Here is a 22,264-nt window from a genome sequence, read left to right as displayed (position 1 = left end):
CCGGTCGTCGACGTGCAGCCGTTCTCCTCGCGGACGGACAGGCCTTCGCCCACGTGCGGTCGGGGTGCGCGACGGCTCTCCGGCCGCGCGGGTCGGGGTCGTGCACCGGCCTTCCGGGGCCGGCGGTTGGAGGGGATGACCCGAGTCCCGGGCGGCGGGGTCTAACCTGGCGTCGGTGGGCAACGGGACGAGATCAGCGACGGGGCGCCCGGGCGGTGGTCCCGGGCGGCTGCCCACGCATCGCCTGGTCCTGGCGATGGCCCTGATCTCGACCGCTCCCCCGCTGGTGATCCACGAGGGCTGGCGGGGCCTGCTGATCGCGGTGGCGGCGGTGTTCTACGCGGTCTACCTGCTGCTCGGCAAGCGCTGGCCCCGCCTGCGCCGCCGGCGCCCGATGTCACCCGGCCGGCCGGGGCGGCTTCCGTCGCCGCCTGCGCCGCTCTCGGCCGAGGCCGATCTGCCGCTGCTGCCCGTCGCCGCCACCGACATGCCGGTGGACGGCGAGGAGTATCCCGAGCAGCCGGCCGACGAACGCGAACACCGCGACGCGGAGCGCGACCGCACCCCCTGACCAGCGCGTTACGGTACCGCGTCTATCCCATTCACCGACCACCCGATGGCGCGTCGACTCATCGCTGCGCGCTCGACCGTCATCGGGTCGCCACTGCCCAGGACGCGGCGTCGGCCACCTGAGTGAGCGCCTTGCAGAGAAAGGCCGTCACGAACGATCATCATGCTGGGCAAAACGGGTTTGTCCCAGCACAACAATCTCTCAGTGATCCTCCGGCACTACTGCAGGACCTCACATGTGAAATGAGGATCGCCGCTGGTCAGAATGTGATCCCCTTGATCGCCAACGCATGTGTCGTAGCCTTCTTGTCCGAGCAGCGCATCATTGGGCTGCCCATTGATTCCCGACAGGTAATCGTTGCCTTTACCCGCCCAAAGCGCGTCTCCGATACCGGAATTCGTCCCGGCGAACAGGTGGTCGTTGCCTGCGCTGCCTTCTAGGCCATCAGCGCCATCGTCACCGTACAGCCAGTCGTCTCCCCAGTTCATGGAGTTGTTGTTGTGGTCACCACCGGCAATGTTGTCGACGCCGTTCCCGCCGTAGATGTGGTCGTTGCCGTAGAAGCCACGCAGTGAGTCGTTGCCGTTTTCACCGTAGATGTAGTCATTGCCGTCGTTACCCGCGATGTGGTCATCCCCGGCGCCCCCGCGGATCACATCAACCCCTTCATGTCCGCAGATCGTGTCGTCTCCGCCGCCTCCGTAGATCGTGTCATTGCCCGACGATCCGACGATGACGTCGTTTCGTTCGGTGCCGTAGATGGGCACCGAACTGGGTGTCGTGCGGACGATCGTTGCCACCAGCCCATAGCAGTGCACAGGAGCAGGCGCCGCGTTCGCCATGCCGGCGTTTCCGATCAGAGCCCCAGCTGTTGCCACGCTGACCATGACGGTTGCTAACAGATGACGCCTCACTGGCGTCCCTCCCTTGAACGAAGCCGCCGTTTGCGGCCTTGCTATCAACGCAGACGCCCGTTTATTGCATTCGGTTCAGTCTGACTTTTTCGGAGCCATTTTCGATCAAAGGGCTAAGGGCGAAATATGATCGAGTTCCGGCAGAAGAGCCCGCGGGCAACTGACCGCGACGTCCTGGTCGGTCGCCCGTTCTCAGGGCTGCTATAGGAGAAGATTTGAAACCTCGCGGTGGAACTTCACCATGTCTTCGCTCTTGGCGCGCTCCCGCTACTGCTCGTTTGTGGTGGAGGCGAGCAAGTAGGTGTTCAGGGCGGCTGCGCCATGGAGCATGGCTCGGCTTCGGGCGGTTAACCGGGTGTGCCAGTCGTGCAGCATCGACTCGAGTGGGGCCAAGCCGCCGGCGGTGCGGATCTGGGCGATCACCGGGGAGATCTGGTCCAGGCGGTAGCCGCCGCGGCGTAGCTGGTGGGCCAGCTGTGCGTCTCGGATGTCGTCGGGGGTGTAGACGCGGTAGCCGGTCTGCGGGTCGCGCGACGGAGCCACGATGCCGGCGCGTTCCCATTTGCGCAGCGTGGCGGGGCGGATTCCCAGGCGGCTCGACAGTGGACCGATGAAGGTGGGGGCGCGCTCGGGGCGTACGGGGGAAAGGTCGGTTACCGCGGCCTCTACCGCCAGCAGGGTGCGGCGGTCGTTCAGCAGCTGGGCGTGGCTCTCGTCGATCAGGCGGAGGGCGTCTGCGGTGGCGTTGCGGTTGACGGCCTGCAGGATCGCGGCGGCGGTGCGGTGGCCATGACCGGGTATCAGGGCCAGGAACGCGTCCAACGCCAGGGCGTGGTGCGGTGTGTAGGCGCGGTAGCCGTACGGGGAACGCTCGGCCGGCGGCAGGATGCCGGCCGCCTCGTAGTTGCGGATCGCCTGCGTGGACAGGCCGTGGGCTCGGGCCAGGTCCACCGGTCTTTGAAGGTTTGGCATCCGAATCCTGCTGAGTGTGCGGAAAAGTCTCAACCGTTGGTTAAACGATACTGTTGAGGCAATGATGGATGACATTCGGAGGCTCCGGCCGGCCCTGCCGCGCATGCTGGCGCTCGGGGAACCCACTCACGGTGAGGATGATCTGCTGCGGCTGCGGAACAGGTTGTTCCGGCAACTGGTCGAGGAGCACGGCTACCGGACGATCGCGCTCGAGAGCGACTGCCTGCGCGGACTGATCGTCGACGACTTCATCGGGGGCGGCGACGGATCGCTGGACGCGGTCATGGCGAGCGGCTTCAGTCATGAGTGGGGGGCGTTCGAGGGGAATCGGGAGCTCGTGCGGTGGATGCGCGCGCACAACGAGGGGCGGCCGGGCGCGGACAGGGTGCGGTTCGCGGGGTTCGACGGGCCGCTGGAGATCAGCGGCGGGGCCAGCCCGCGGGAGGCCCTGACCGGCCTGCATCGGTACCTCGCGGAGCGGATCGATCCGAGCCTGCTCCCCTGCTCGGCCGAGACGCTCGACCGGCTGATCGGCGACGACGGGCGCTGGCCGGAACCGGCGGCGATGATGGACCCGTCACGGTCGGTGGGGCGCACGCCCGAGGCGGTCGAGTTGCGGCTGATCGCCGACGATCTGGTGGCGTTGCTCGATGAGCACACGCCGGAGTTCCCGAGCGAAACGGCCCGCCTGTACGGGCGCACGGCCACCGGGTTGCTGCGTTACCACCATTGGATGGCCGACTCGACGAGTGCCCGCCTGACCCGGCTGCTCGGGGTGCGGGATTCGATGATGGCGGCCAACCTGCTCGCCCTGCGCGGGCGGACGCTGGTCTTCGCGCACAACAGCCACCTGCAGCGGACGCGCAGTTCGATGCGGATGGGCGGGCCGCTGCTGCACTGGTGGGGTGCCGGGGCGTTGGTCGACGCGCAGCTCGGTGACGACTACGGATTTTTCGCCATCGCGCTCGGCACGATCCGCCACCAGGGGGTGGAGGCGCCGCCGCCGGACACGCTGGAGGGGATCCTCTACGCCGGCCCGGCGAACAAGAACAAGAACAAAGAGCCGTACAGCGCCAGCCCGTCGAACAGGAACGCGGAGCCGAACAGCGCCGCCCCGGCGAACAGCAACGCAGAGCCGAACAGCGCCGCCCCGGCGAACAGCAACGCAGAGCCGAACAGCGCCGCCCTGGCGAACAAGAACACAGAGCCGAACAGCGCCGCCCCGGTGGACGTCGTGGATCCGGCCGAGCTCGCCGGGCGGCCCATGACGGCCCGGGTCTCGCCCTGGTTCGGCTATGCGCCGTTCGACCCGGCCGGGCTGGACCGGGTCGACGGCATCGTGTTCGTCAAGGACGTCGGGGCGAGCGCGCCACCGGAAACCAAGCCCACCAGGTCAGCGTGAGCCCATCACCGACGCCGGGTCGAGGCCCAGGTCGGACAGGACGGCCCGGGCGGCGTTGCGGCCGGGCCGCCCGCTGACGCTGCCGCCGGGGTGGCTGGTCGAACCCGTCAGGAACAGGCCGCCGACGCCCGTGGCGTAGGACGGCCAGCCGACCAGCCACTCGCCTCCGGGCATCTGGAACTCGCCGCCGTGGCACGAGCCGCCCAGGTTGTGCGTGTTGTGGGCGGCCACGTCGCGCGGCGACTCGGCCCGCATCGCCAGGATGTCGTCGGGAGCCAGGCCGCCGACCCGTTCCCGCACGCGCTGCACGATCTCGTCGGCGAACGCCTGTTTGGCCGTCGACCAGTCCTGCCCGTCGGCGCGGTCCCACGGGGCGATCGTCAGGATCTTGAACGTGCCGGCGCCGTCGGGGGCCCGCGACGGGTCGACGACGGTCTGGTTGACCACGAGCAGCCACGGGTCGGTGGCGTCGGTCTCGCCGCGGTAGAACGCGTCGAGCTGCCGGGCCACCCCGTCGGTGCTGCCCAGCCCGGCCGCCGCCGCGTGGGTGGAGAGGTCACCGCGCAGGGCGGCGTGCACGGCGAAAACGCTCAGGCCGGGCCGCCAGGCGTCGCGGGCCGCAACCACGTCGGACGGGGCCGAATCGAGCAGGTCGGGCAGTTTGGCCAGGTGGCTGCTGGTGACGACGGCGCGGCGGGCCCGGAACGAGCGCCCGTCGACCGTACGGACGCCGGTCGCGCGGCCGTCGGTCACGTCGATGTGGGCGACCGGCGCATCGCAGACGACCGAGCCACCACGCGACTCGAGCAGGCGGATCAGCGCGGCCGGCAGCGCCCCGGACCCGCCGATCGGTGTCGACCAGCCGAACCGCAGGCGCCCGGCGGTGATCGACGACGGCAGCACGCCGGTGCCGGGGCGGCGCGGGTCCTGGATGGTGGCCAGGGACAACCACAACATCAGGTCCCGTACGGCCGGGTGCTCGAACCGCTCGTGGATGACGTCCCAGGCCGAGCGGGCCTTCAGTTCCCGGTAGGCGTCGGCCGCCGCCCCGGTGCCCAGGTCGAAGCCGGACGACCAGCGTCCGTGCACCGCGGCGAGCCCGCCGTTCCACTCCTCGACGAGCTTGCGGAACGCCGCTGCGTCGGACGGCGAGAAACGCGCCAGCTCGTCGGCGGTCGCGTCCAGGTCGCGATGCACGGTGATGGACGACCCGTCGGCCCGCGGCAGCACGACGGCCGGGTCGGTGTGCACGTATTCGAGACCCCACCGGGACAGCAGGCCCAGCTCGTCGTCGGCCAGCAGCGGGTTCGACTGGATCAGCACGTGGGCCGACGAGCACGAGTCGTGCGCGAACCCGGGCAGCGTCAGCTCCTCGGTGATCGTGTTGCCGCCCGGCAACGGCCCGGCCTCGAGCACCAGCACCTGCAGTCCGGCCGACGCCAGATAGCCCGCGCAGACCAGCCCGTTGTGCCCGGCCCCGACGACGATGACATCGGCCTCCGGCGGGAGAGACGAATCAGGCATGGCGGTCGAAGAAGTCGACGATGACGGCGAGTGCTTCCCGCTGGACGGCATCGGGCTCCCCTGTCGGATAGATGTAACCGTGGATGTCGTGGCTCCACGAACGCCACTCGGCGTCGGAGCGCTTGGCGGCCAGCAGCTCGTACGTGAGCCGGAAGATGCCCTGCAGCTCGTCCTGCTCACGGCCGAGCACCAGCACCGGGATGTCGACCCCGTCCAGGCGGCGCGACACCTCGTCCGGGTCGGTGATCGCCCGGCGGGCCCGCTCGACGCTGCGCATGTCGAGGCTCTCGATGTCGCGGAGTCCGCCCGAGACGGTCACCTCGTCATGATCGTCGAAGCTGAGCGTCAGCAGTTCGTGCGAGGCGGGTTCGGCCGCGATCCCGGCGCGCAACAGACCCCCGTACTGGGAAAGCAGTTTGAACAGCATCTCGCCGGCATGACTGACCCCGAGGTGGAAGAGCCGCGATCCGTCGATGCCGGGCAATTTGGCCACGTGGCGCAGCACCGCGACCTCGTCCTCGTACTCCAGCGGAGCACGGCTCATCAGTTCCATTCCCTGCCGTACGTCGGTGCGCAGTGCCCCGCCGGTCTGGTAGCCGAGCTCGACCTCGGTGCGGTAGCGGCTCCAGGCGCAGGCGTAGCCGGCCTCGAGCAGGACGTCGGTGATGTGCCGGAAGCGGTGCACGCGGTCGCGCAGCCACTCCATCCCGCCGCCCCCGTTGCCGTAGGCGATGAAGACGAACGGGTGCGGGCCGTCGCCGGCCGGGCGGCGCAACGCGTACGGGGTGTAGAGCCCGTCGAGCGTCTCGGCCAGGTAGTAGTCGGCGAGCTCGTCGGTGTCGACGGGCTGGGTCGCCCAGTTCCACTCGCTCATGGTGACCTCGGTTCTGCCGCAAACGATTGCCACGCGGTGTCCTCGGACGATAAGCGGGAAACAAGCCCGAAATCAAGGGCTGGGCGCAAACGATTGCCACTCATCGAAGCAAACGGCCGGGCTACCCGTGCGGGCAGCCCGGCCGGCTGGATTACTCATGTCCCGCGCCGTCCGCGGGACACGACCTAATTCGTGAACGTGTAGTAGCGGTACGCCCCGTACGTGGTGACGTTGGCCGTGTCGCCCGACTTGCTCCACTGGTAGACGAACCGCACCCGGTACATGCTGCCGACCGAGCGCGTCCAGTTCCAGTTCGCGGTGACCTTGTTGCCGGCCAGCGTGTAGTACTTCGGCGCGTAGAGGATCCACTTGCCACCGCGGTGGACGTCGACCTGCATGTACGCCTTGCGCCCCGGGTGCGGGTTGATGACACCGGTGACCACCGGGTTCGTCGTACGGCGGAAGAACTGGTACGAGACCGAGCCGATGTTGGCCGTCTTGTAGTGCTTGGTGAGGGTGGTCGTGACGTAGGCCCGGGTGTTGACGTTCGACGTGACGGTCTTGGCCGGGGTACGCGCGTCGCCCCGGAAGATCGCCGTCATCTTCGTGTTCCGGGCCAGCTTGAAGGTCGTGGACAGATTGCCCTTGGCGTCGACGTTCGCCTTACGCAGCAGGCGGTTGGGCTCGTCGGGCCCGGACGGGTCGGCCCAGATCTCGACGGCCCGGCTCGAATGGGTGGCACCGAGCTTGGCCGTGAAGGTGACCGTCGTGCCGTAGCTGTAGGAGGCGCCGTTGCGGTCGAGGGTGAGGGAGGTCGCCTTCGAGGGCACGTCCACGTCGACCGTCGCGGTGGTAGCCGCGGCCGAGTAGTCGTAGTCTCCGGGGACGCTGACGGCGTACGTGACCTTGCCCGCCGCCGGCTCGATGTCGACGAACGAGAAGCGACCGTTCGCGGGCACCTCCCGGGGACCGATGAGCTCGCCGCCCGACACGGACGGCGCGGTTCGGGTGATCGTCATGGGCAGACCGGCCGGGATGTTGGTGCCGAACGCGCCGCTGACGGTCCAGGGCTCGTTCAGGTCGGCCTGGGCCGGGACGGTGAGCTTCACGGTCACCGTCTTGGCGGTGTTCAGCACCTGCAGCGAGTATTTCGTGCGCTGGCCGCTGGCGGTGGTGGAGTGCGCGGCGACGCCGAAGACCCGCCGGCCGCCGGGCTCCCACGCGAGGTGCGCGATGTCGGTCAGGCTGAGCTGAGTCCCGTTGTAGGACTGCAGCGGGAGACGCCGGACCGCCGTCGCCGTTCCCGGTTGGAACAGGGCGGCGTCACCCACGCCGTAGAGGCCGCTCATGGCGACCGCCGCGGTGCCGTTCCCGCCGATGGCGAGCGCGCCGCGAGTGTCGCGCGACTCGTACCTCTCGATCTCGGTCAGATCCGTCGCGGACAAGGCGCGGAAGCCTTCGCGGGCGACCGTGAGCAGCCGGCTGCCGTCCGGGCTGAACTCCAGCGCGTAGGGCCCGTCGATCTTGGTGGTCGCCAGCTGGCCGGGCGTGCTGGCCGAGACGTCGAGCAGCTGGTAGTTGTCGCCGCTGATGCCGTCGCCCGCGGCGGCCAGCACGCCGGGCAGGCCGGGCACAGCGGCCAGCATCGGAGCGTAGTACCACCGGACGTCGCCGAAATCGGCCGCGGCCGTGACGACCGGCTGCGCGCCGGACACGTCGACCGAGCCGATGCCGTCGCGGTTGCTGAACCAGATCTTGCCGGCCGACAGGGCCAGCTTCTCCGCCCGCTCACCCACCGGGTACGTCGCGACCTTGGCCGACGTGGCCGGGTCGATCGCGACGATCGCGTTGCCGTCGGGCTGAACGCCGTAGAGGCGGTCGCCCGCCTCGGTCAGCGCCAGCCCCCGCAGGCCCGCCAGCCCGGCCGTGGTGGCCAGCGTCTTGCCGTCGTAGTCGGTGGTGAGCAGCTGTCCAGCGTCCGGGTCGCTGATGAAGACGCGCTTGCGTGAGGCGTCGACCACGATGTCGCCGACCCCGCTGATCTGCAGGTCCCGGGCGAAGTCTTCGGCCGAGGCGGAACCGGTGGCGAGCTGGAAGGTCACCGCCGTCCCCGCCGCGATCACTGCAACGGCCAAGGAACCGCGGATCCACCGCTTACGCATCGAACACTCCCCCGTCGGAATTCGAGGGAAGTCTAAGTACGGCCGTCCGGAAGTTGATCATCCGAACGGCCGGTCTCTCAGTCCTTCGGGGGCCAGGTCGGGATGACGCCGCGGCCCGACGGGATGCGGATGTTCTTGGACCGCACGAACTCGTGCAGCGTCTCGATGGCGTTCTCGCGGCCGAACCCGCTGCCCTTCTGCCCGCCGAACGGGGAGCCGAGGAAGGCCCGCCGCATGTAGTTGTTGACGAACACCATGCCGACCTCGAGCCGCTGGGCGATCCGGTAGGCCCGCGCCTCGTCGGTGGTGACCATGGCCGCGGTCAGCCCGTACTCGGTGTCGTTGCAGATCGCGATCGCCTCCTCCTCGTCGGAGAAGCGCATGACGCAGGCGATCGGCCCGAAGATCTCCTCCTGGGCCAGAGTCATCTCGGGGGTCACGTCGGCCAGCACGGTCGGCGCGACCCAGTAGCCGTCCTTGAGCCGTACGTCGGTGGGCAGCGCGCCCTGGGTCACCAGGGTGGCGCCCTCCTCGAGCCCGATCCGCAGATAGGCCTGCACCTTGTCGCGCTGGGCGGCGTCGACCATCGGGCCGATGTCGGTGGCCGGGTCGAGGCCGTCGCCGACCACCAGGCGCTCGGTGGCCCGGGCGAAGCGCTGCAGGAACTCGTCGTGGATCGAGTCGTGGACCAGGATGCGGGCGGTCGACGTGCAGGCCTCGCCCTGGTTGTAGAACATGCCCTCGAGCGCGACGTCGATGGCCACGTCGAGGTCGGCGTCGTGCAGCACCATCAGGGCGTTCTTGCCGCCGAGTTCCATGGTGGCGAAGGTCAGGTGCTCGGCCGCGCTGCGCAGCACCCGCTGCCCGGTGACGGTGGCACCGGTGAAGGTGATCCGGTTGACGTGCCGGTGCGACGAGAGGGCGGGACCGGCCGCCATGCCGGGCACGGCGTTGAGGACGCCCGGCGGCAGCACCTCGTTGGCCAGCTCGACCAGGCGCAGCACGGTCAGCGGGGCCTGCTCGCCGGGCTTGATGATCACGGTGTTGCCGGCGGCCAGGGCCGGGGCCGACTTCTTGCTGAAGTGGATCGGAGGCCAGTTGAACGGCAGGATCGCGGCGACCACCCCGTACGGCTCGTAGACGACCCGGGCCTCGATCGGCCCCTGGTCGATGATCTCGCCGTGCAGGCTGTCGGCCAGTCCGGCGTAGTAGTCGAAGGCGGCGTGGCTGTACGAGATGTCGAAGCGACCCGCGTCCCGCCGGGGCTTGCCGACCTCGCGGGCCTCGAGCTCGGCCAGTTCGTCCGCGTGCTCGCGGATCTTGGCGGCGACCAGGCGCATCAGCCGGCCCCGCTCGCGGGGCGGCATGTCCCGCCACGCCTTCCCGGCCTCGCGCGAGCTTGCGACGGCCCGGTCGACCAGCTCGGCCGGAGTGTTCAGGACCCGGGCGATCGGCTGCCCGGTCGCCGGTTCGTGCACGACGAAGGTGTCGGCGCCCTCGGCCCCGGTCCACTCGCCGCCGATGTAGGCGCTCCAGAGTTCGCGGCCGGTGTAGCCGGACGGGGCCGCGGACGGAAGGGTGACGGTCACAGGAAGCTCCTCCCCAAATCGGGTCGCAAACGATTGCGACCCGATGTTCTGGGAGACTAGGCGCGAAACACGGTGTTAATCAAGACCAGATCGCAAACGATTGCGCCTGTGCCGGTTCAGGCGTGGACTGCGGTTGTGGCCGGCCCCCGCGTCGTACGGGAAACGGTGTTAAGCAGGGCGAAACCGGTGAGAGCGACCGCCACCGCGGCGATCAGACCGAACGCGAGGGGCGAGGCGTCGGGCCAGAGGCGGTCGGCCCGGGCCAGCCCGTACGGCAGGATCGTGAACATCGAGGCGATCAGTCCACCCACGACGCCGGTGGCGGTGATCAGCACGCCCTCGAGCGAGACCATGGCCAGCAACTGCGGACGGGTGGCGCCGGCCAGACGCTGCTGGGCGAACTCGCGGCGACGGTGGGCGGTGGCCGCGACCAGCGTGTTGACCAGCATGACGGCCACGAACACGGTGATCATGCCGACCACCACGTAGTTGAGCGTCTGGACGTCCCGGGCGAAATCGGGTTGGAGCTGCCCGGCCGCGGCCCGGTCCTCGATGCCCTGCATGTAGACGGTCCCGGTGGCGATGCCGGTGAACAACAGCACCGGCATGACGGCCGAGGCCAGCGGCCGGGTCCGCGCGTGCACTCCGGTCACCGCCAGCGATCCGGTGACGCCCCGCAACAGCGGGCCGAGCACGACCGTGACCAGGCGCAGCAGCTCGGGGGCGAGCAGGGCCAGGCCGATCGAGGCCCAGATGCCGGCCTGCCCGGCGGTCTGCATGGCGTCGATGCCCTTACCGTCCATCAGGGTCGCGGTCAGCACCGAGCAGTTCGCGCCGATCAGCAGGAACAGCACCGCGCCGATCCGCCTTAGCAGAGGTTTCGGGCGACGTGAGAGCGCCGGGGAGGTGCGCCGGGCGGTAGCCAGGGCCGCCACCAACGAGCCGAGCAGCGTGACCCCGAATCCGGCCACCAGCGCGAAAAGCCCGAAGCCGGGAGAAACGGAAGCGGCGACCTGCCCGGTGCCCTGCAGCAGCGACACCAGCCACCGGCCGAGCAACCAGCCCGCCGGCACGGCCACCACCGACGCGAGCAGGGCCACGACCAGGGCCTCCCCCACGATCATCCGGCGCAGTTGCGGCCGCGTCGCCCCCGCCCGGCGCAGCAGCTCGATCTGCTCGGACCGCTGCCGCACGGCCAGGCTCAGGGTCGACGTGACGGCGAACGCGACGATCACCAGGCACCAGCCGCCGCCGACGCTCGCCGTGGTGACCAGCGAGTCGGTGCCGTCGGCGGCCGGCCGACTGGATGCGGTGTCCAGGAGGGACGCGAACGCCATGATCAGCGTCGCGCCGAGGAACGCGGAGAGGAACGTGGCGACGAACCCGCCCGGACGGTGCCGCAGGTTGCGCAGGGCCACGGCGATCATGCCGCCACCTCCGCGATCCGGTCGCCGAGGTGGGCCAGCCGCTCGGCCACGACGTCGGCGGTGGGCGCGCTCAGCGATCCGGCCACGCGGCCGTCGGCGAGAAAGACGACCGAGTCCGCGTACGCGGCGGCGACCGGATCATGCGTGACCATGACGACGGTCCGCCCGTGCTCATGCACCACCGCCCGCAGCAAGGTCAGCACCTCGCGGGCACTGCGCAGGTCGAGCGCGCCGGTGGGCTCGTCGGCGAAGATGACGGCGGGTTCGGTCACCAGCGCCCGCGCCACGGCCACCCGCTGCCGCTGCCCGCCGGAGAGGCGTTCGGGCCGCTCACTCCGCTTGTCGCCCAGGACGAGCCCGGTCAGGACGGCGCGCACCCGGTTCCGATCCGGACGGCGGCCGGCCAGGCGCAGCGAGAGCACCGTGTTCTGTTCGACGGTGAGCGACGGGAGCAGGTTGTAGTCCTGGAAGACGAACCCCACCCGCGTACGGCGGAACTTCGTCATCGGGGTGTCCCTGGTGGCCGTCAACTCGGTGCCGTCGATGAACACCCTGCCCCCGGTCGGCCGGTCGAGCCCGGCCGCGCAGTGCAACAGGGTGCTCTTGCCGGATCCGGAGGGACCCATCACGGCGGTGAAGCTGCCGGCCGGGAAGCCGACCGTGACGCCGTCCAGCGCGGTGACGCCACCCTCGTAGGTCTTGTACAGCTCTTCTACTCTGACGATGTCGGTCATGGATACACCGTACGAACGCACTAGTCTGATTTCGGTAGTGCTGGCACCCGTATCCGGGTAGTGCGGGACGAGGAGGTGTCCTAGTGCACGTGTACATCCGGATCGCCGACGAGATCGCGGCCGGCATCGCCGCCGGTGAACCCGGTCCGGGCGAGCGCATCCCGTCGACCCGGCAGATCATGGCCGAGTACGGCGTCGCCATGGCCACCGCGACCAAGGTGATCACCCACCTGCGCGACCAGGGTCTGGTGCGGGCCAAGCCCGGGGTCGGCACGGTGGTGGCGATCGGCGCCCGGCCGATCGGCGGCGGGCCCGACACCGACCTGGTCGTCCGCACGGCCATCACGATCGCCGACGCCGAGGGGCTGACCGGCCTGTCGATGCGGCGCCTGGCCGGCGAGCTGGGCATCCCCACCATGGCGGTCTACAAGCACGTGGCCGACAAGGAAGAGCTCGTCCTGCTGATGATGGACAAGGTGATGGCGGCCAACCCGCCCCCGCCGCTCCTGTCGCCGGCGTCCGACGGCTGGCGGGCCTGCCTTGAGGCGCTGGCGCGGCTTCAGTGGTCGATGTACCGCCGGCACACCTGGCTGGCCCAGGCCGTGTCGTTCACCCGGCCGCTGCTGGCGCCGCACGCGATGGCCCACACGGAGTGGGCGATGCGGGCGATGGAGGGCTTCGATCTCGAGCCGGGGATCCAGTTCCGTGCCGCCGTGACCGTGGCCAACTACGTGCGGGGCACCGCGGTCAACCTCGAGGAGGAGGCGCAGGCCGTGCAGGAGACCGGCATCTCCGACGTCGAATGGCTCGACGCGCAGCAGCAACGCTTCGCCGCCGTGCTGTCCACCGGGCGGCTGCCGCTGATGGCACGATTCATTGCCGGCCCGGATAAATCGTTCAACCTGGACATTCTTCTTGAGTACGGTCTGCAGCGCCTGCTGGACGGTCTGGAGTCCGCATTCGAGCGGCCTGCCGAGTGAGGTGTTCACGTTCCGGCACGCTGGTGGCGGCGCGGGCGGCCTCGGCGTAGAGCTCGGCCGCCTGCTCCCGGTCGCCGGCGCGTTCGAGCAGGTGGGCGCGGACCGCGGCGTACCGGGGAAGGCCCGGATCGACCTCGGCCAACTCCTTGAGGCCGGCCCGCGGACCGTCGGCCTCGCCGACCGCGACCGCCCGGTTGAGCCGCACCACCGGGCTGCCGGTCAGCGTCAGCAGCTCGCCGTACCACTCGACGATCTGCACCCAGTCCGTCTCCTCGGCGCTCTGCGCGTCGGCGTGCAGGGCGGCGATCGCGGCCTGGGCCTGATATTCGCCGAGCCGGTCGCGGGCCAGCGCGGCCTGCAGGATCGCCACCCCCTCGGCGATCAGTGCGGTGTCCCACCGGGACCTGTCCTGCTCGGCCAACGGGACCAGCCGCCCGCCCGGGCCCAGCCGGGACGCCCGCCGGGCGTGGTGCAGCAGCATGAGCGCGAGCAGACCGGCCACCTCGGGCTCACCGGTCGCCCGGGCCAGCTGACGGGTCAGCCGGATCGCCTCGGCGGCCAGGTCGACATCCCCGCCGTAGCCCTCGTTGAAGACCAGGTAGAGCACCCGCAGCACGGTCGCCGGGTCGCCCGGCCGGTCCAGCGGCAGCCCGGCGAGCTGCCGCTTGGCCCGGCTGATCCGCTGGGCCATGGTCGCCTCGGGCACCAGGTACGCCGCCGCGATCTGCCGGGTGGTCAGGCCGCCGACCGCGCGCAGGGTCAGCGCCACCGCCGACCCGGGCGACAGCGACGGGTGCGCGCACAGGAAGTAGAGCCACAGCGAGTCGTCGGCGCTGCTCACCGGGCCGGCCGGCGGTTCGGTCTCGACGGCGAGTTCCCGGCCGCGGCGCGAGCTCTCGGCCCGCGCCGCGTCGAGGAACTTGCGCCAGGCCGCCGCGATCAGCCAGGCCATCGGATCGCGGGGCGGTTCGTCGGCCTGCAACGCCTTGATCAGGGCTTCCTGCACGGCGTCCTCGGCCGAGGCGAAGTCGGCCCCGCGCCGGACGAGGACGCCGATCACCGCGGGCACCAGCTCGCGGACGTTCACTCGGTCACCGTGGGCATCTCCGCCATGAACGGTCGCAGCTCGAGCCATTCGTGGATCGGCTTGCCACCCGCGCCGGGGGCGGCCGAGAGATCGGCGGCCAGTTCCAGGGCCCGCTCGTACGTCTCCACGTCGATCACGATCCAGCCCGCGATCAGATCCTTCGTCTCGGCGAACGGGCCGTCGGTGACCGGCGGCCCGGCGCCGTCCGAGCGGACGAAGGTGCCCTGCGGCAGCAGCGCCTGACTCTCGACGAACTCGCCGGTGGCCTCGGCCCGCCGGATGAAGTCCTGCATGTACTGCACGTGGGCGGTGACCTCGTCCGGGGTCCACCGGTCCATCGGCACGTCGTTGACCGGGGCCGGGGCGCCGCGGTAGTGCTTGAGCAACAGGTACTTGGCCATTGTCGGTGTCCTCTCTCAGGCGCTCTGACGTTCGGCCCGCTGCCGGACCAGTTCCTCGACCGCGCTGGGCAGGGTCGTCTCGAAGTCGATCAGCTTGACCCAGGTCGGGGTGATGACGATCCGCACCATGCCGTCATACAGCGAACGGACCTCGGCCTCCCACTCGACGCGCTGCTCGGCGGTCATTCCGTAGGTGCCGTTCATCTGCAGGTACTCCTCCGGGATGCCGTCGACGTCGTCGAGTTCGGCCCGGCCGCGCAGCAGCAGGATCTTGGGCGGGTGCACCTCGGTGTCGATGGTGAGCGCGACCATCGGGTTGGCCCGCAGGTGGGGCAGCTTGGGCGAGTTCCGGGTGGTGCACAGCACGATCTCGGTGCCGTTCCAGGTGAAGGCGATCGGAATGCTGCGGGGCGTGCCGTCGGTGGCCACGTAGGCCAGCCGGGTCAGGTCGCGGTGCAGCAGTTCCTGGCTGGTCGGCTTGCTCAGAATGTCGGCAATCTCGTTCGTTCGCATGCCCTGGGACGGAGCCGCTCGACGGTTCTCGACATCCTCCGCAAAAATTTCTCCGTCACTTTCTGTCCATCGGCAACGAACGATGCGTTGCGCAGAATCCGGTTACCAAAAGTCATAGATCCGCTACCCATTTAGGCCGACATCAATATTTACGTCCGGACCCGCGACAGGAAAATCCGAACCCGGTACGGTTTCCGGTCATGACCGACAACCAGCACGCGGGCCGTCACGCCGCCAAGCCGGACGATCTCGGGGCTCGCTCCACCGTCAACATCAAGAAGTACCTGTTGAAGGACGAGGAGCTCGAGCGCCGCGCCGCCGCCGAGAGCGCCGGCCGGCATGCCGCCCCCGAGACCGACAAGAGCTAGGACCTAGCTCACCAGCTTGCCTCGCAGTTCGATGTCGATCTGCGAGGCGTCCAGATTGGCCAGCGCGCCGGCCAGCACATCGGCGTCGAAGGTGCCGTTGTCCCGGGCGTCGAGCAGCGACGCCCGTTGGGCCTCCAGCACCGCCAGCCGATACTTCTTGGCCTCGCCGAACGACTCCGGCGTCAGTCCGCCCTCGGGGTGCGGCGGCTCGGCGATCGATTGGGCGCTCGACCGGAGCAGCTCGAAGATCCGGTCCCGTTCGGCCTTCATCGAGTCCTCGGCAGCGGCGGGATCGGCCCGTGGCGTGATCAGTTTCAGCAGCGGCCCGATGGTGCCGCCCTGCACGACGAGCGACAGCGTCGCCACGGCGAAGGCGATCAGCACCAGCACCGAGCGCTGCGGCGTGTCCTCGGGCAGGGACTGGGCCGCGGCCACGGTCACCGCGCCGCGCATGCCGGCCCAGACGACCGCAACCCCCTCGCGCCATCCGAGCGGCTCGCGCACGAAGTACTCGATGGTGGCCAGCCCCTGCGTGATCCGGCGGGCCAGCCAGGTCAGCTCCCGTTCCGAGGGCTCCTTCTTCCGCCGGTTCATCTCGGCGAACGTCTCCTGCTGGCCCTCCGGCGTGCTCATCCGGGCCTGCATCGCCTGCAGGTGTTCCTGCATCTTCAGGCCGTGCCCGGCGCGCCAGACCAGAACCCCCAGGAGCGGTCCCACGTACGCGGCCCGCACGAGCACGGTCAGCGCCAGTGCCCCGGCGGCGGCGAGCACGGCCGTACCGACCCCCGCATGGTCCTGCTCGACGCTCGTCACGATCGCCTTGATCTGCACGCCCATGGTCAGGAAGACCGCGCCCTCGAGCACGAGCTCGACCGTGCGCCAGTTCTGCGAGTCGGAGAGCCGGTTCTGCGGCGAGAGGTCGCGGGGCGCCCGGATACCGGTGACCAGCCCGGCCACGACGGCGGCGACGAGCCCGGACGCGCCGAGCATCTCGGCCGGTACGGCGGCCACGAACGGCACCGTGAACGAGATGACGGTGTTGACCGTCGGGTCGGTCACCCGCTTACGGATCACCAGGTTGAGCCAGCCGGCCAGCCCGCCGACGAGCACGGCGACGGCGACCGACCAGGCGAAGGTGCCGGCCGCCTCCCAGACCGAGAACGTGGCCGCGGTGGCCACGATCGCGGTGCGCAGGATGACCAGGGCGGTGGCGTCGTTGAGCAGGCTCTCGCCGTCGAGCAGGGCCACCACGCGCTTGGACACCGAGGTCTGTTTGATGATCGAGGTGGCTACCGCGTCGGTCGGGCTGACGATCGCGCCCAGGGCGACACCCCAGGCGAACCCGATCCCCGGCACGACCATCATGAAGAACAGCCCGAGCAGCAGCGAGCTGGCCACGACGAGCAGCACCGAGAGCCCGCTGATGGCCCCGAACTCGCGCCGGAAGTTCATCGCCGGCATGGAGACGGCCGACGAGTAGAGCAGCGGCGGCAGGACGCCCTCGAGGATCCATTCCGGCTCGATGTGGGTCTCGGCGAAGAACGGCAGGAAGCTCGCCCCGACGCCGATCGCGACCAGCACCAGCGGGGCCGCGATGCCGAGCCGGGGGCCGACCACGGCCGCCCCCGCGATCACGGCGAGCGCCGCCACGGCGATGAGAAGCAGCTCGGTCACGATCTCCAGCCTTCCAGGAGCCCTCGACGGGAGGGGCGGGTTTGGGTCAGTGGACGCGGCGCGGGAGGATCGAAGGCGTGGGTGAGCACGGGGGGCTGCGTGTGACGCTGCTGGGCGCCTTCGAGGTGCGCCGCGGCGACACGACGCTGACCGTGCCCGGCGCCCGCCTTCAAGGCCTGCTCGCCCGCCTCGCCCAGGCCGGTGGACGCCCGGTGAGCACGGCCGCCCTGGTCGAGGCGCTCTGGCCCGACGACACCCCGGCCGACCCGGCGAACTCGCTGCAGTCGCTCGTGTCCCGTCTGCGCCGCGTGCTGGGCGACACCGGCGCGGTCACCCAGGTCAACGGCGGCTACTGCCTCTCCGTCGACCCCGGCGACGTCGACTCGATCCGGTTCGAACGGCTGACCGCCGAAGCGCACGACCGGCTGCGCCTCGGGGATCCGCACGCCGCCCACGAGCTGTTCACCGAGGCCGTCGCACTCTGGGGCGGCAACCGGCCCCCGGCCGAGGTGCGAGCCGATCTGGCCGAGGCCGAGCTCCTGCTGGGCCGGGCCGAGGAGGCCGCCGCCCGGCTGACGGCGCTGCTGGCCGACGATCCGGTGCACGAGCGGGCGGCCGCGCTGCTGATGGATGCGCTGGCCGCCCAGGGCCGCCAGGCCGAGGCCCTGGCGCTCTACGAGACCGTCCGGGAGTCGCTGGCCGACCGGCTCGGCGCCGACCCGGGGGCGGCGTTGCGCGAGCGGCACGTACGGCTGCTGCAGGCCCCCGCCGCGGCCCCGGAGGCCCGGGCCGCCAACAACCTGCCGGCGCCGCTCACCAGCTTCATCGGCCGCGACGACGACCTGGGCCGGATCGACACCCGGCTGGCCACCGGCCGTCTGGTCACCGTGCTCGGGCCGGGTGGCGCGGGCAAGACCCGGATCGCTCTCGAGGCGGCCCGCCGGCACGTCCACGAATACCCCGACGGCACCTGGCTGATCGACCTGGCCGCGATCACCGAGCCGGCCAAGGTCGCCGCGGCCGTGCTGACCGCGATCGGCCTGCGCGGGGCGGCCCGCTTCGAGACCACGGCCCAGCTGCGCCGCGACGGCGACGAGATCGGCGTGCTGGTCGACCAGCTCGGCCACCGGTCCACGCTGCTGGTCGTCGACAACTGCGAGCACCTGATCGACGCGGTCGCCCACCTGGTCACCACGCTCCTGTCGCAGTGCGCCGAGCTGCGGGTGCTGGCCACCAGCCGGGAACCGCTGGCCGTGGACGGCGAGGCGCTGGTGCCGCTCGGGCCGCTGACCCTGCCCGATCCGGATGCGCCGGTCGAGCAGGCCCGGCGTACGGCATCGGTCCGGCTCTTCGCCGAGCGGGCGGCGGCCGTCCGCCCCGGGTTCGACGTCGACGAGGACACGCTGGACGACGTCCGCCGCGTCACTCGGGCGCTCGACGGCATGCCGCTGGCCCTCGAGCTGGCCGCGGCTCGGCTGCGCACCCTGTCGCTGGCCGAGCTCACGGCCGGACTGTCCGACCGCTTCCGGCTGCTCACCTCGGGCAGCCGCACCGCGGCGCCCCGCCACCGCACCCTGCGGGCGGTGATCGCGTGGAGCTGGGATCTGCTGGGCGATGACGAGCGTACGGTCGCGGAACGCATCTCGGTCCTGCCCGGCGGCGTGACCGTTCCGCTGGCCACCGCGGTCTGCGCCGGCACGCCGGTCTCCCCGGCCGCCATCGGAGAGCTGCTCGCCTCGCTGGTCGACCGGTCGCTGCTGCAGCTCGCGCCCGACGCCGGCCGCTACCGGATGCTCGAGACCCTGCGCGAGTACGGCACCGAGCGGCTCACCGAGCAGGGTGCGCTCGCCTCGACCCGCGACCTGGCCGCACGCCACCTGACCGGCCTGATCGCCCGGCTCGACCCGCAGTTGCGCGGCCGCGGTCAGATCGAGGCGCTGCGGGAGCTCAGCGCGGAGTACGACAACGCGCTGGCCGCCCTGCGTCACCTGTGCGACTCGGGCGACGCCGACAGCGCGGTCGTGCTGGCGATGGATCTGGCGTGGTACTGGCAGATGTTCGGGCGGCATCAGGAGGCGTCCTTCTGGCTGGGGGCGGCTCTGGACACGCCGGGCGGCACGCCGTCGCGGGAGCGCGACTACGCCGAGGCGACGCTGGTGATCAACCGGATCAGCAGCCGGTCGTTGATGACGACCGAGGCCGTCGAGAAGACCGAGGCCGAGCTGCGGGCGCTGACCGGCCGGCTGCTGGCCTATCCGGAACTGCCCGGCCTGGGCGGCGCGCTGACCGCGATGGCGCTGTTCTTCCTGCAGGAGACCGACGCCTCGTTCGCCGTCATCGAGCGCATCGTGGCCGGCCCCGACCCGTGGCTGGCCGGGCTGGCCCACATGTTCCGGGCCCAGTTCGCCGAGAATCAGGGCGACCTCGACCAGGTCCGGGTCGACGTGGCGGCCGCGCTCGACTGCTTCGGCCGGGTCGGCGACCGCTGGGGTGTCACCACGGCCCTGCCGATCCGGGCGATGGTCCGGCAGTACGACGGCGACCTCGACGGCGCGCTGGCCGACCTGAGCGAGGCCCGCCGGCAGGCCCGCGAGTTCGGGTCGCTCAGCCTCAGTGACGAGATCTTCATCGACCTGCGCTGGATCGACCTGCACATGCGGCGGGGCGACAACGAGCAGGCCATCGAGCTGCTCGGGGCGACCCGGGAACGAACCGAGCGGTCCGGCTCGACCGAACTGCTCCTGCTGCTCAACGCGCTCGAGGGCGGCCTGTGGATGCGGCTCGGCGAGTACGACCGGGCCGGCCGGCTGCTCGACCTGGCCGAGGCCGGGATGGCCGCCGACCCCTTCCTCGGGGGCGACCACGGCCGGGCCATCGCCGGGGCCATGCGGGGTGCGCACTGCCTCGCCCTCGGCGACCAGGCCGGGGCCGAGCGGGCGCTGGTGACGGCGTACGCGGCCGGGGTCCAGAGCCGTGACATGCCGCTCCTGTCGCTGGTGGCGGTCACCGCGGCCGGGCTGGCCTCGGCGCGGGGACACCATGACGAGGCGGCCCGGATGCTCGGTGCCGCGGCCCGGTTACGCGGGACCCACGATCGCACCGATCCGCAGATCCTCGAACTGACCGGCCGGGGACGCGCGGCGCTGGGCGAGGACGGCTTCGCCGAGGCGTACGGGAAAGGCTGGGACCTGGACGGAAAGACCGCTTCCGTCCAGGTCGACCCGTCCCGCCTGCAGCTCGGCTCTTAGGCCCGCCGGTTGTAAGCCCGCACGGCAAGCGGCATGAAGACCGCCAGGAGGCCGGCCATCCAGGCCAGGGTGAGCAGCAGGTTGTGCGCCACCGGACCGCCGATCAGCAGTCCCCGGATCGTCGCGACCAGCGGTGTCAACGGGTTGACGTGCACGAACGCCTGCAGCCAGCCGGGCAGGGTGTCGGTCTGCACGAACACGTTGCTGCCGAAACCGAGCGGGAAGACCAGCAGGAACATCACGCCCTGGACGGCGCCCGAGGTGCGGACCATCATGCCGACCCACACCGAGATCCAGCCGAAGCACAGGCCGAACGCGATGGCCAGGCCGACCGCGGCCACGGCCGGCACGAAGCCGGTCTGCACCCGGAACCCCATCAGCGTGCCGAAGCCCAGCATCACCACGGTCAGCGTGATGTAGCGGACGACGTCGGCCGAGACCGCGCCGATCAGCGGGGCCGAGCGGGCCACGGGCAGCGACCGGAACCGGTCGAACACGCCCTTCTCGATGTCGGCGTTGAGGTTCTGGCCGAGGGCGATGCTGCCCATCGACAGCGTCTGTGCGAGCAGGCCGGGCAGCAGGAACTGCAGGTAGGCGCCGCGGTCGCCGCCGGCGATGGCGCCGCCGAACAGGTAGGTGAACAGGGCCAGGAAGATCACCGGCTGCAGCGTCACATCGATCAACGCCTCCGGTGTCCGGATCGTCTTGATCAGACTTCGCTTGGCCAAGGCCACACTGTGGCGCACGAGAGCCGCCAGCGCGCCGCCGCGGGGCTTGTCGATGTCGCCGATGATGTTGCGGACGGGAACGTCGAGGGTGGTCATACCAGCTCACTCTCCTTCGGGGTCGCCGGGTTGTCGTCGGTCAGCGAGTGGAACACCTCGTCGAGGCTGGGCAGGTGCAGGCCGAGGTCGTTGACCTCGATGCCGTCGCGGCGCAGGGCCGGGACGACCACGTCGAGCGCGAGGTCGTCCTTGACCGGCACGCTCACCGCACCGGGGCGGGCGCCGGCGGCCGTGTCGGCCGACGCGTTCGTACCTGGGGCGGCCACGGCGTCGAGCACGCGCATCACGTCCGGCACCCGGGCCGGGTCGGCCGGCCGTACGCGCAGGGTCAGCCCGCCGACGCGCCGCTTGAGACCGTCCGGGTCGTCGTGCGCGATGACCCGGCCGTGGTTGACCACCACGATCTCGTCGGCCAGCGCGTCCGCCTCCTCCAGGTACTGCGTGGTCAGCAGCACGCTGGCGCCCTGGGTGACCTGGCTGCGCACGACGCCCCACATGTCCTCGCGCTTGGCCGGGTCGAGGCCGGTGGTCGGCTCGTCCAGGAAGATCACCTCGGGGTGGCCGACCAGGCTCGCGGCCAGGTCGAGCCGGCGGCGCATGCCACCCGAGTACGTCTTGGCCGGTCGCCCCGCCGCCTCGGCCAGGTCGAACCAGTCAAGCAGCTCGGCCGCGCGCTTGCGGGCGTCCCGGGTGGTCAGGTCGAGCAGCTGGCCGATCAGCACCAGGTTCTGGGTGCCGGTCAGGTCCTCGTCGACACTGGCGTACTGGCCGGTCAAGCCGATCCGCCGGCGCACCCGGCCGGGTTCCTTGAGCACGTCGATGCCGGCCACCTCGGCGTAGCCCTCGTCCGGGCGCAGCAGGGTGGCCAGCACGCGTACGGCCGTGGTCTTACCGGCCCCGTTCGGGCCGAGCACCCCCAGCACCGTGCCGCGCCGCATGGCCAGGTCCACCCCGTCGAGCGCCTGCGTCTTGCCGAATCGCTTGCGCAGCCCCTCCGCGCGCACCACGAGATCGCTCATGATGTTTCCGTCCCCTCCGT

At 70.8% G+C, this 22,264-nt stretch carries 19 protein-coding genes; 5 read left to right on the top strand and 14 right to left on the bottom strand.

Translation table 11 applies throughout. The features are described 5' to 3' along the window. Nucleotides 1–175: 175 nt before the first annotated feature. Nucleotides 176–571, top strand: a complete 396-nt coding sequence (locus KOI35_RS11650) for a hypothetical protein (protein WP_215786437.1) — start codon at nucleotides 176–178, stop codon at nucleotides 569–571. Between the two features lie 218 nt (nucleotides 572–789). Here the strand turns inward: KOI35_RS11650 and KOI35_RS11645 are convergent, their stop codons facing one another. Further along, complete coding sequence (locus KOI35_RS11645; protein WP_215786435.1) at nucleotides 790–1,485, bottom strand: calcium-binding protein; 696 nt, start codon at nucleotides 1,483–1,485, stop codon at nucleotides 790–792. Nucleotides 1,486–1,752: 267 nt separating this feature from the next. Then, on the bottom strand, nucleotides 1,753–2,436 hold the full coding sequence (locus KOI35_RS11640) for a TioE family transcriptional regulator (protein WP_308120910.1): 684 nt from the start codon (nucleotides 2,434–2,436) through the stop codon (nucleotides 1,753–1,755). Nucleotides 2,437–2,473: 37 nt separating this feature from the next. Here KOI35_RS11640 and KOI35_RS11635 point away from each other — a divergent pair, with 37 nt between their 5' ends. Further along, entirely contained in the window at nucleotides 2,474–3,859 is a 1,386-nt protein-coding gene (locus KOI35_RS11635; protein WP_308120909.1) for an erythromycin esterase family protein, read from the top strand. Here KOI35_RS11635 and KOI35_RS11630 read toward each other — a convergent pair. The 6 genes from KOI35_RS11630 to KOI35_RS11605 form a co-directional block, all read right to left on the bottom strand. Then, the gene (locus KOI35_RS11630) at nucleotides 3,851–5,383 is read right to left on the bottom strand and encodes a phytoene desaturase family protein (protein WP_246612889.1); all 1,533 of its coding nucleotides are present in this window, start codon (nucleotides 5,381–5,383) and stop codon (nucleotides 3,851–3,853) included. The genes KOI35_RS11635 and KOI35_RS11630 overlap by 9 nt on opposite strands. Next, complete coding sequence (locus KOI35_RS11625; protein WP_215786429.1) at nucleotides 5,376–6,257, bottom strand: alpha/beta hydrolase family protein; 882 nt, start codon at nucleotides 6,255–6,257, stop codon at nucleotides 5,376–5,378. Before KOI35_RS11625 ends, KOI35_RS11630 begins: the two co-directional genes overlap by 8 nt. A gap of 185 nt (nucleotides 6,258–6,442) precedes the next feature. Next, entirely contained in the window at nucleotides 6,443–8,419 is a 1,977-nt protein-coding gene (locus KOI35_RS11620; protein WP_215786427.1) for a YncE family protein, read from the bottom strand. A 77-nt stretch (nucleotides 8,420–8,496) separates the two neighbouring features. After that, nucleotides 8,497–10,008 carry an aldehyde dehydrogenase family protein gene (locus KOI35_RS11615; RefSeq protein WP_215786425.1) on the bottom strand — a complete coding sequence of 504 codons (1,512 nt, stop codon included), beginning with the start codon at nucleotides 10,006–10,008 and terminating at the stop codon, nucleotides 8,497–8,499. Between the two features lie 116 nt (nucleotides 10,009–10,124). Then, the gene (locus KOI35_RS11610; RefSeq protein ID WP_215786423.1) at nucleotides 10,125–11,435 is read right to left on the bottom strand and encodes an ABC transporter permease; all 1,311 of its coding nucleotides are present in this window, start codon (nucleotides 11,433–11,435) and stop codon (nucleotides 10,125–10,127) included. Continuing rightward, on the bottom strand, nucleotides 11,432–12,169 hold the full coding sequence (locus tag KOI35_RS11605) for an ABC transporter ATP-binding protein (protein WP_215786422.1): 738 nt from the start codon (nucleotides 12,167–12,169) through the stop codon (nucleotides 11,432–11,434). Before KOI35_RS11605 ends, KOI35_RS11610 begins: the two co-directional genes overlap by 4 nt. 83 nt (nucleotides 12,170–12,252) lie before the next feature. Here KOI35_RS11605 and KOI35_RS48875 point away from each other — a divergent pair, with 83 nt between their 5' ends. Continuing rightward, nucleotides 12,253–13,149 carry a TetR/AcrR family transcriptional regulator C-terminal domain-containing protein gene (locus tag KOI35_RS48875; protein ID WP_215786420.1) on the top strand — a complete coding sequence of 299 codons (897 nt, stop codon included), beginning with the start codon at nucleotides 12,253–12,255 and terminating at the stop codon, nucleotides 13,147–13,149. Here KOI35_RS48875 and KOI35_RS11595 read toward each other — a convergent pair. The 3 genes from KOI35_RS11595 to KOI35_RS11585 are packed head-to-tail and all read right to left on the bottom strand — an operon-like array spanning nucleotide 13,067 to nucleotide 15,150. Next, nucleotides 13,067–14,284, bottom strand: coding sequence for an RNA polymerase sigma factor (locus KOI35_RS11595; protein ID WP_215786417.1), 1,218 nt, complete (start codon nucleotides 14,282–14,284; stop codon nucleotides 13,067–13,069). The two genes, KOI35_RS48875 and KOI35_RS11595, sit on opposite strands and share 83 nt — an antisense overlap. Further along, nucleotides 14,233–14,637, bottom strand: a complete 405-nt coding sequence (locus KOI35_RS11590; RefSeq protein ID WP_215786415.1) for a YciI family protein — start codon at nucleotides 14,635–14,637, stop codon at nucleotides 14,233–14,235. The genes KOI35_RS11595 and KOI35_RS11590 overlap by 52 nt, the downstream gene beginning before the upstream one ends. Nucleotides 14,638–14,652: 15 nt before the next feature. Then, entirely contained in the window at nucleotides 14,653–15,150 is a 498-nt protein-coding gene (locus KOI35_RS11585; RefSeq protein ID WP_215786413.1) for a pyridoxamine 5'-phosphate oxidase family protein, read from the bottom strand. Between the two features lie 200 nt (nucleotides 15,151–15,350). On the opposite strand from KOI35_RS11585, the gene KOI35_RS11580 reads away from it, so the two are divergent. Then, nucleotides 15,351–15,518 carry a hypothetical protein gene (locus KOI35_RS11580; protein WP_215786411.1) on the top strand — a complete coding sequence of 56 codons (168 nt, stop codon included), beginning with the start codon at nucleotides 15,351–15,353 and terminating at the stop codon, nucleotides 15,516–15,518. A 3-nt stretch (nucleotides 15,519–15,521) separates the two neighbouring features. On the opposite strand, the gene KOI35_RS11575 is transcribed toward KOI35_RS11580, so the two are convergent. Further along, nucleotides 15,522–17,192: a cation:proton antiporter gene (locus KOI35_RS11575; protein WP_215786409.1), complete on the bottom strand. Its 1,671-nt coding sequence runs from the start codon at nucleotides 17,190–17,192 to the stop codon at nucleotides 15,522–15,524. Between the two features lie 77 nt (nucleotides 17,193–17,269). Between KOI35_RS11575 and KOI35_RS11570 the strand changes: the two genes are divergently transcribed. Next, on the top strand, nucleotides 17,270–20,440 hold the full coding sequence (locus KOI35_RS11570) for an ATP-binding protein (protein WP_308120908.1): 3,171 nt from the start codon (nucleotides 17,270–17,272) through the stop codon (nucleotides 20,438–20,440). Here KOI35_RS11570 and KOI35_RS11565 read toward each other — a convergent pair. After that, nucleotides 20,437–21,264, bottom strand: a complete 828-nt coding sequence (locus KOI35_RS11565) for an ABC transporter permease (protein WP_215786407.1) — start codon at nucleotides 21,262–21,264, stop codon at nucleotides 20,437–20,439. The genes KOI35_RS11570 and KOI35_RS11565 overlap by 4 nt on opposite strands. Then, nucleotides 21,261–22,244 (bottom strand): ATP-binding cassette domain-containing protein, encoded by a 984-nt coding sequence (locus KOI35_RS11560; protein WP_215786405.1) that lies wholly within the window; start codon nucleotides 22,242–22,244, stop codon nucleotides 21,261–21,263. Before KOI35_RS11560 ends, KOI35_RS11565 begins: the two co-directional genes overlap by 4 nt. Nucleotides 22,245–22,264 lie beyond the last annotated feature (20 nt).

The sequence above is a fragment of the Paractinoplanes bogorensis genome, from assembly GCF_018829635.1.
Classification (GTDB): Bacteria; Actinomycetota; Actinomycetes; order Mycobacteriales; family Micromonosporaceae; genus Actinoplanes; species Actinoplanes bogorensis.
This window is presented reverse-complemented; position numbering and strand designations above follow the sequence as displayed.

Coding starts and splice junctions, on each gene's coding strand:
- KOI35_RS11630 (WP_246612889.1), bottom strand. CDS start 5,383: ATGCCTGATTCGTCTCTCCCGCCGGAGGCCGATGTCATCGTCGTCGGG.
- KOI35_RS11625 (WP_215786429.1), bottom strand. CDS start 6,257: ATGAGCGAGTGGAACTGGGCGACCCAGCCCGTCGACACCGACGAGCTC.
- KOI35_RS11620 (WP_215786427.1), bottom strand. CDS start 8,419: ATGCGTAAGCGGTGGATCCGCGGTTCCTTGGCCGTTGCAGTGATCGCG.
- KOI35_RS11610 (WP_215786423.1), bottom strand. CDS start 11,435: ATGATCGCCGTGGCCCTGCGCAACCTGCGGCACCGTCCGGGCGGGTTC.
- KOI35_RS11605 (WP_215786422.1), bottom strand. CDS start 12,169: ATGACCGACATCGTCAGAGTAGAAGAGCTGTACAAGACCTACGAGGGT.
- KOI35_RS11595 (WP_215786417.1), bottom strand. CDS start 14,284: ATGGCTCGAGCTGCGACCGTTCATGGCGGAGATGCCCACGGTGACCGA.
- KOI35_RS11590 (WP_215786415.1), bottom strand. CDS start 14,637: ATGGCCAAGTACCTGTTGCTCAAGCACTACCGCGGCGCCCCGGCCCCG.
- KOI35_RS11585 (WP_215786413.1), bottom strand. CDS start 15,150: ATGCGAACGAACGAGATTGCCGACATTCTGAGCAAGCCGACCAGCCAG.
- KOI35_RS11580 (WP_215786411.1), top strand. CDS start 15,351: ATGACCGACAACCAGCACGCGGGCCGTCACGCCGCCAAGCCGGACGAT.
- KOI35_RS11565 (WP_215786407.1), bottom strand. CDS start 21,264: ATGACCACCCTCGACGTTCCCGTCCGCAACATCATCGGCGACATCGAC.
- KOI35_RS11560 (WP_215786405.1), bottom strand. CDS start 22,244: ATGAGCGATCTCGTGGTGCGCGCGGAGGGGCTGCGCAAGCGATTCGGC.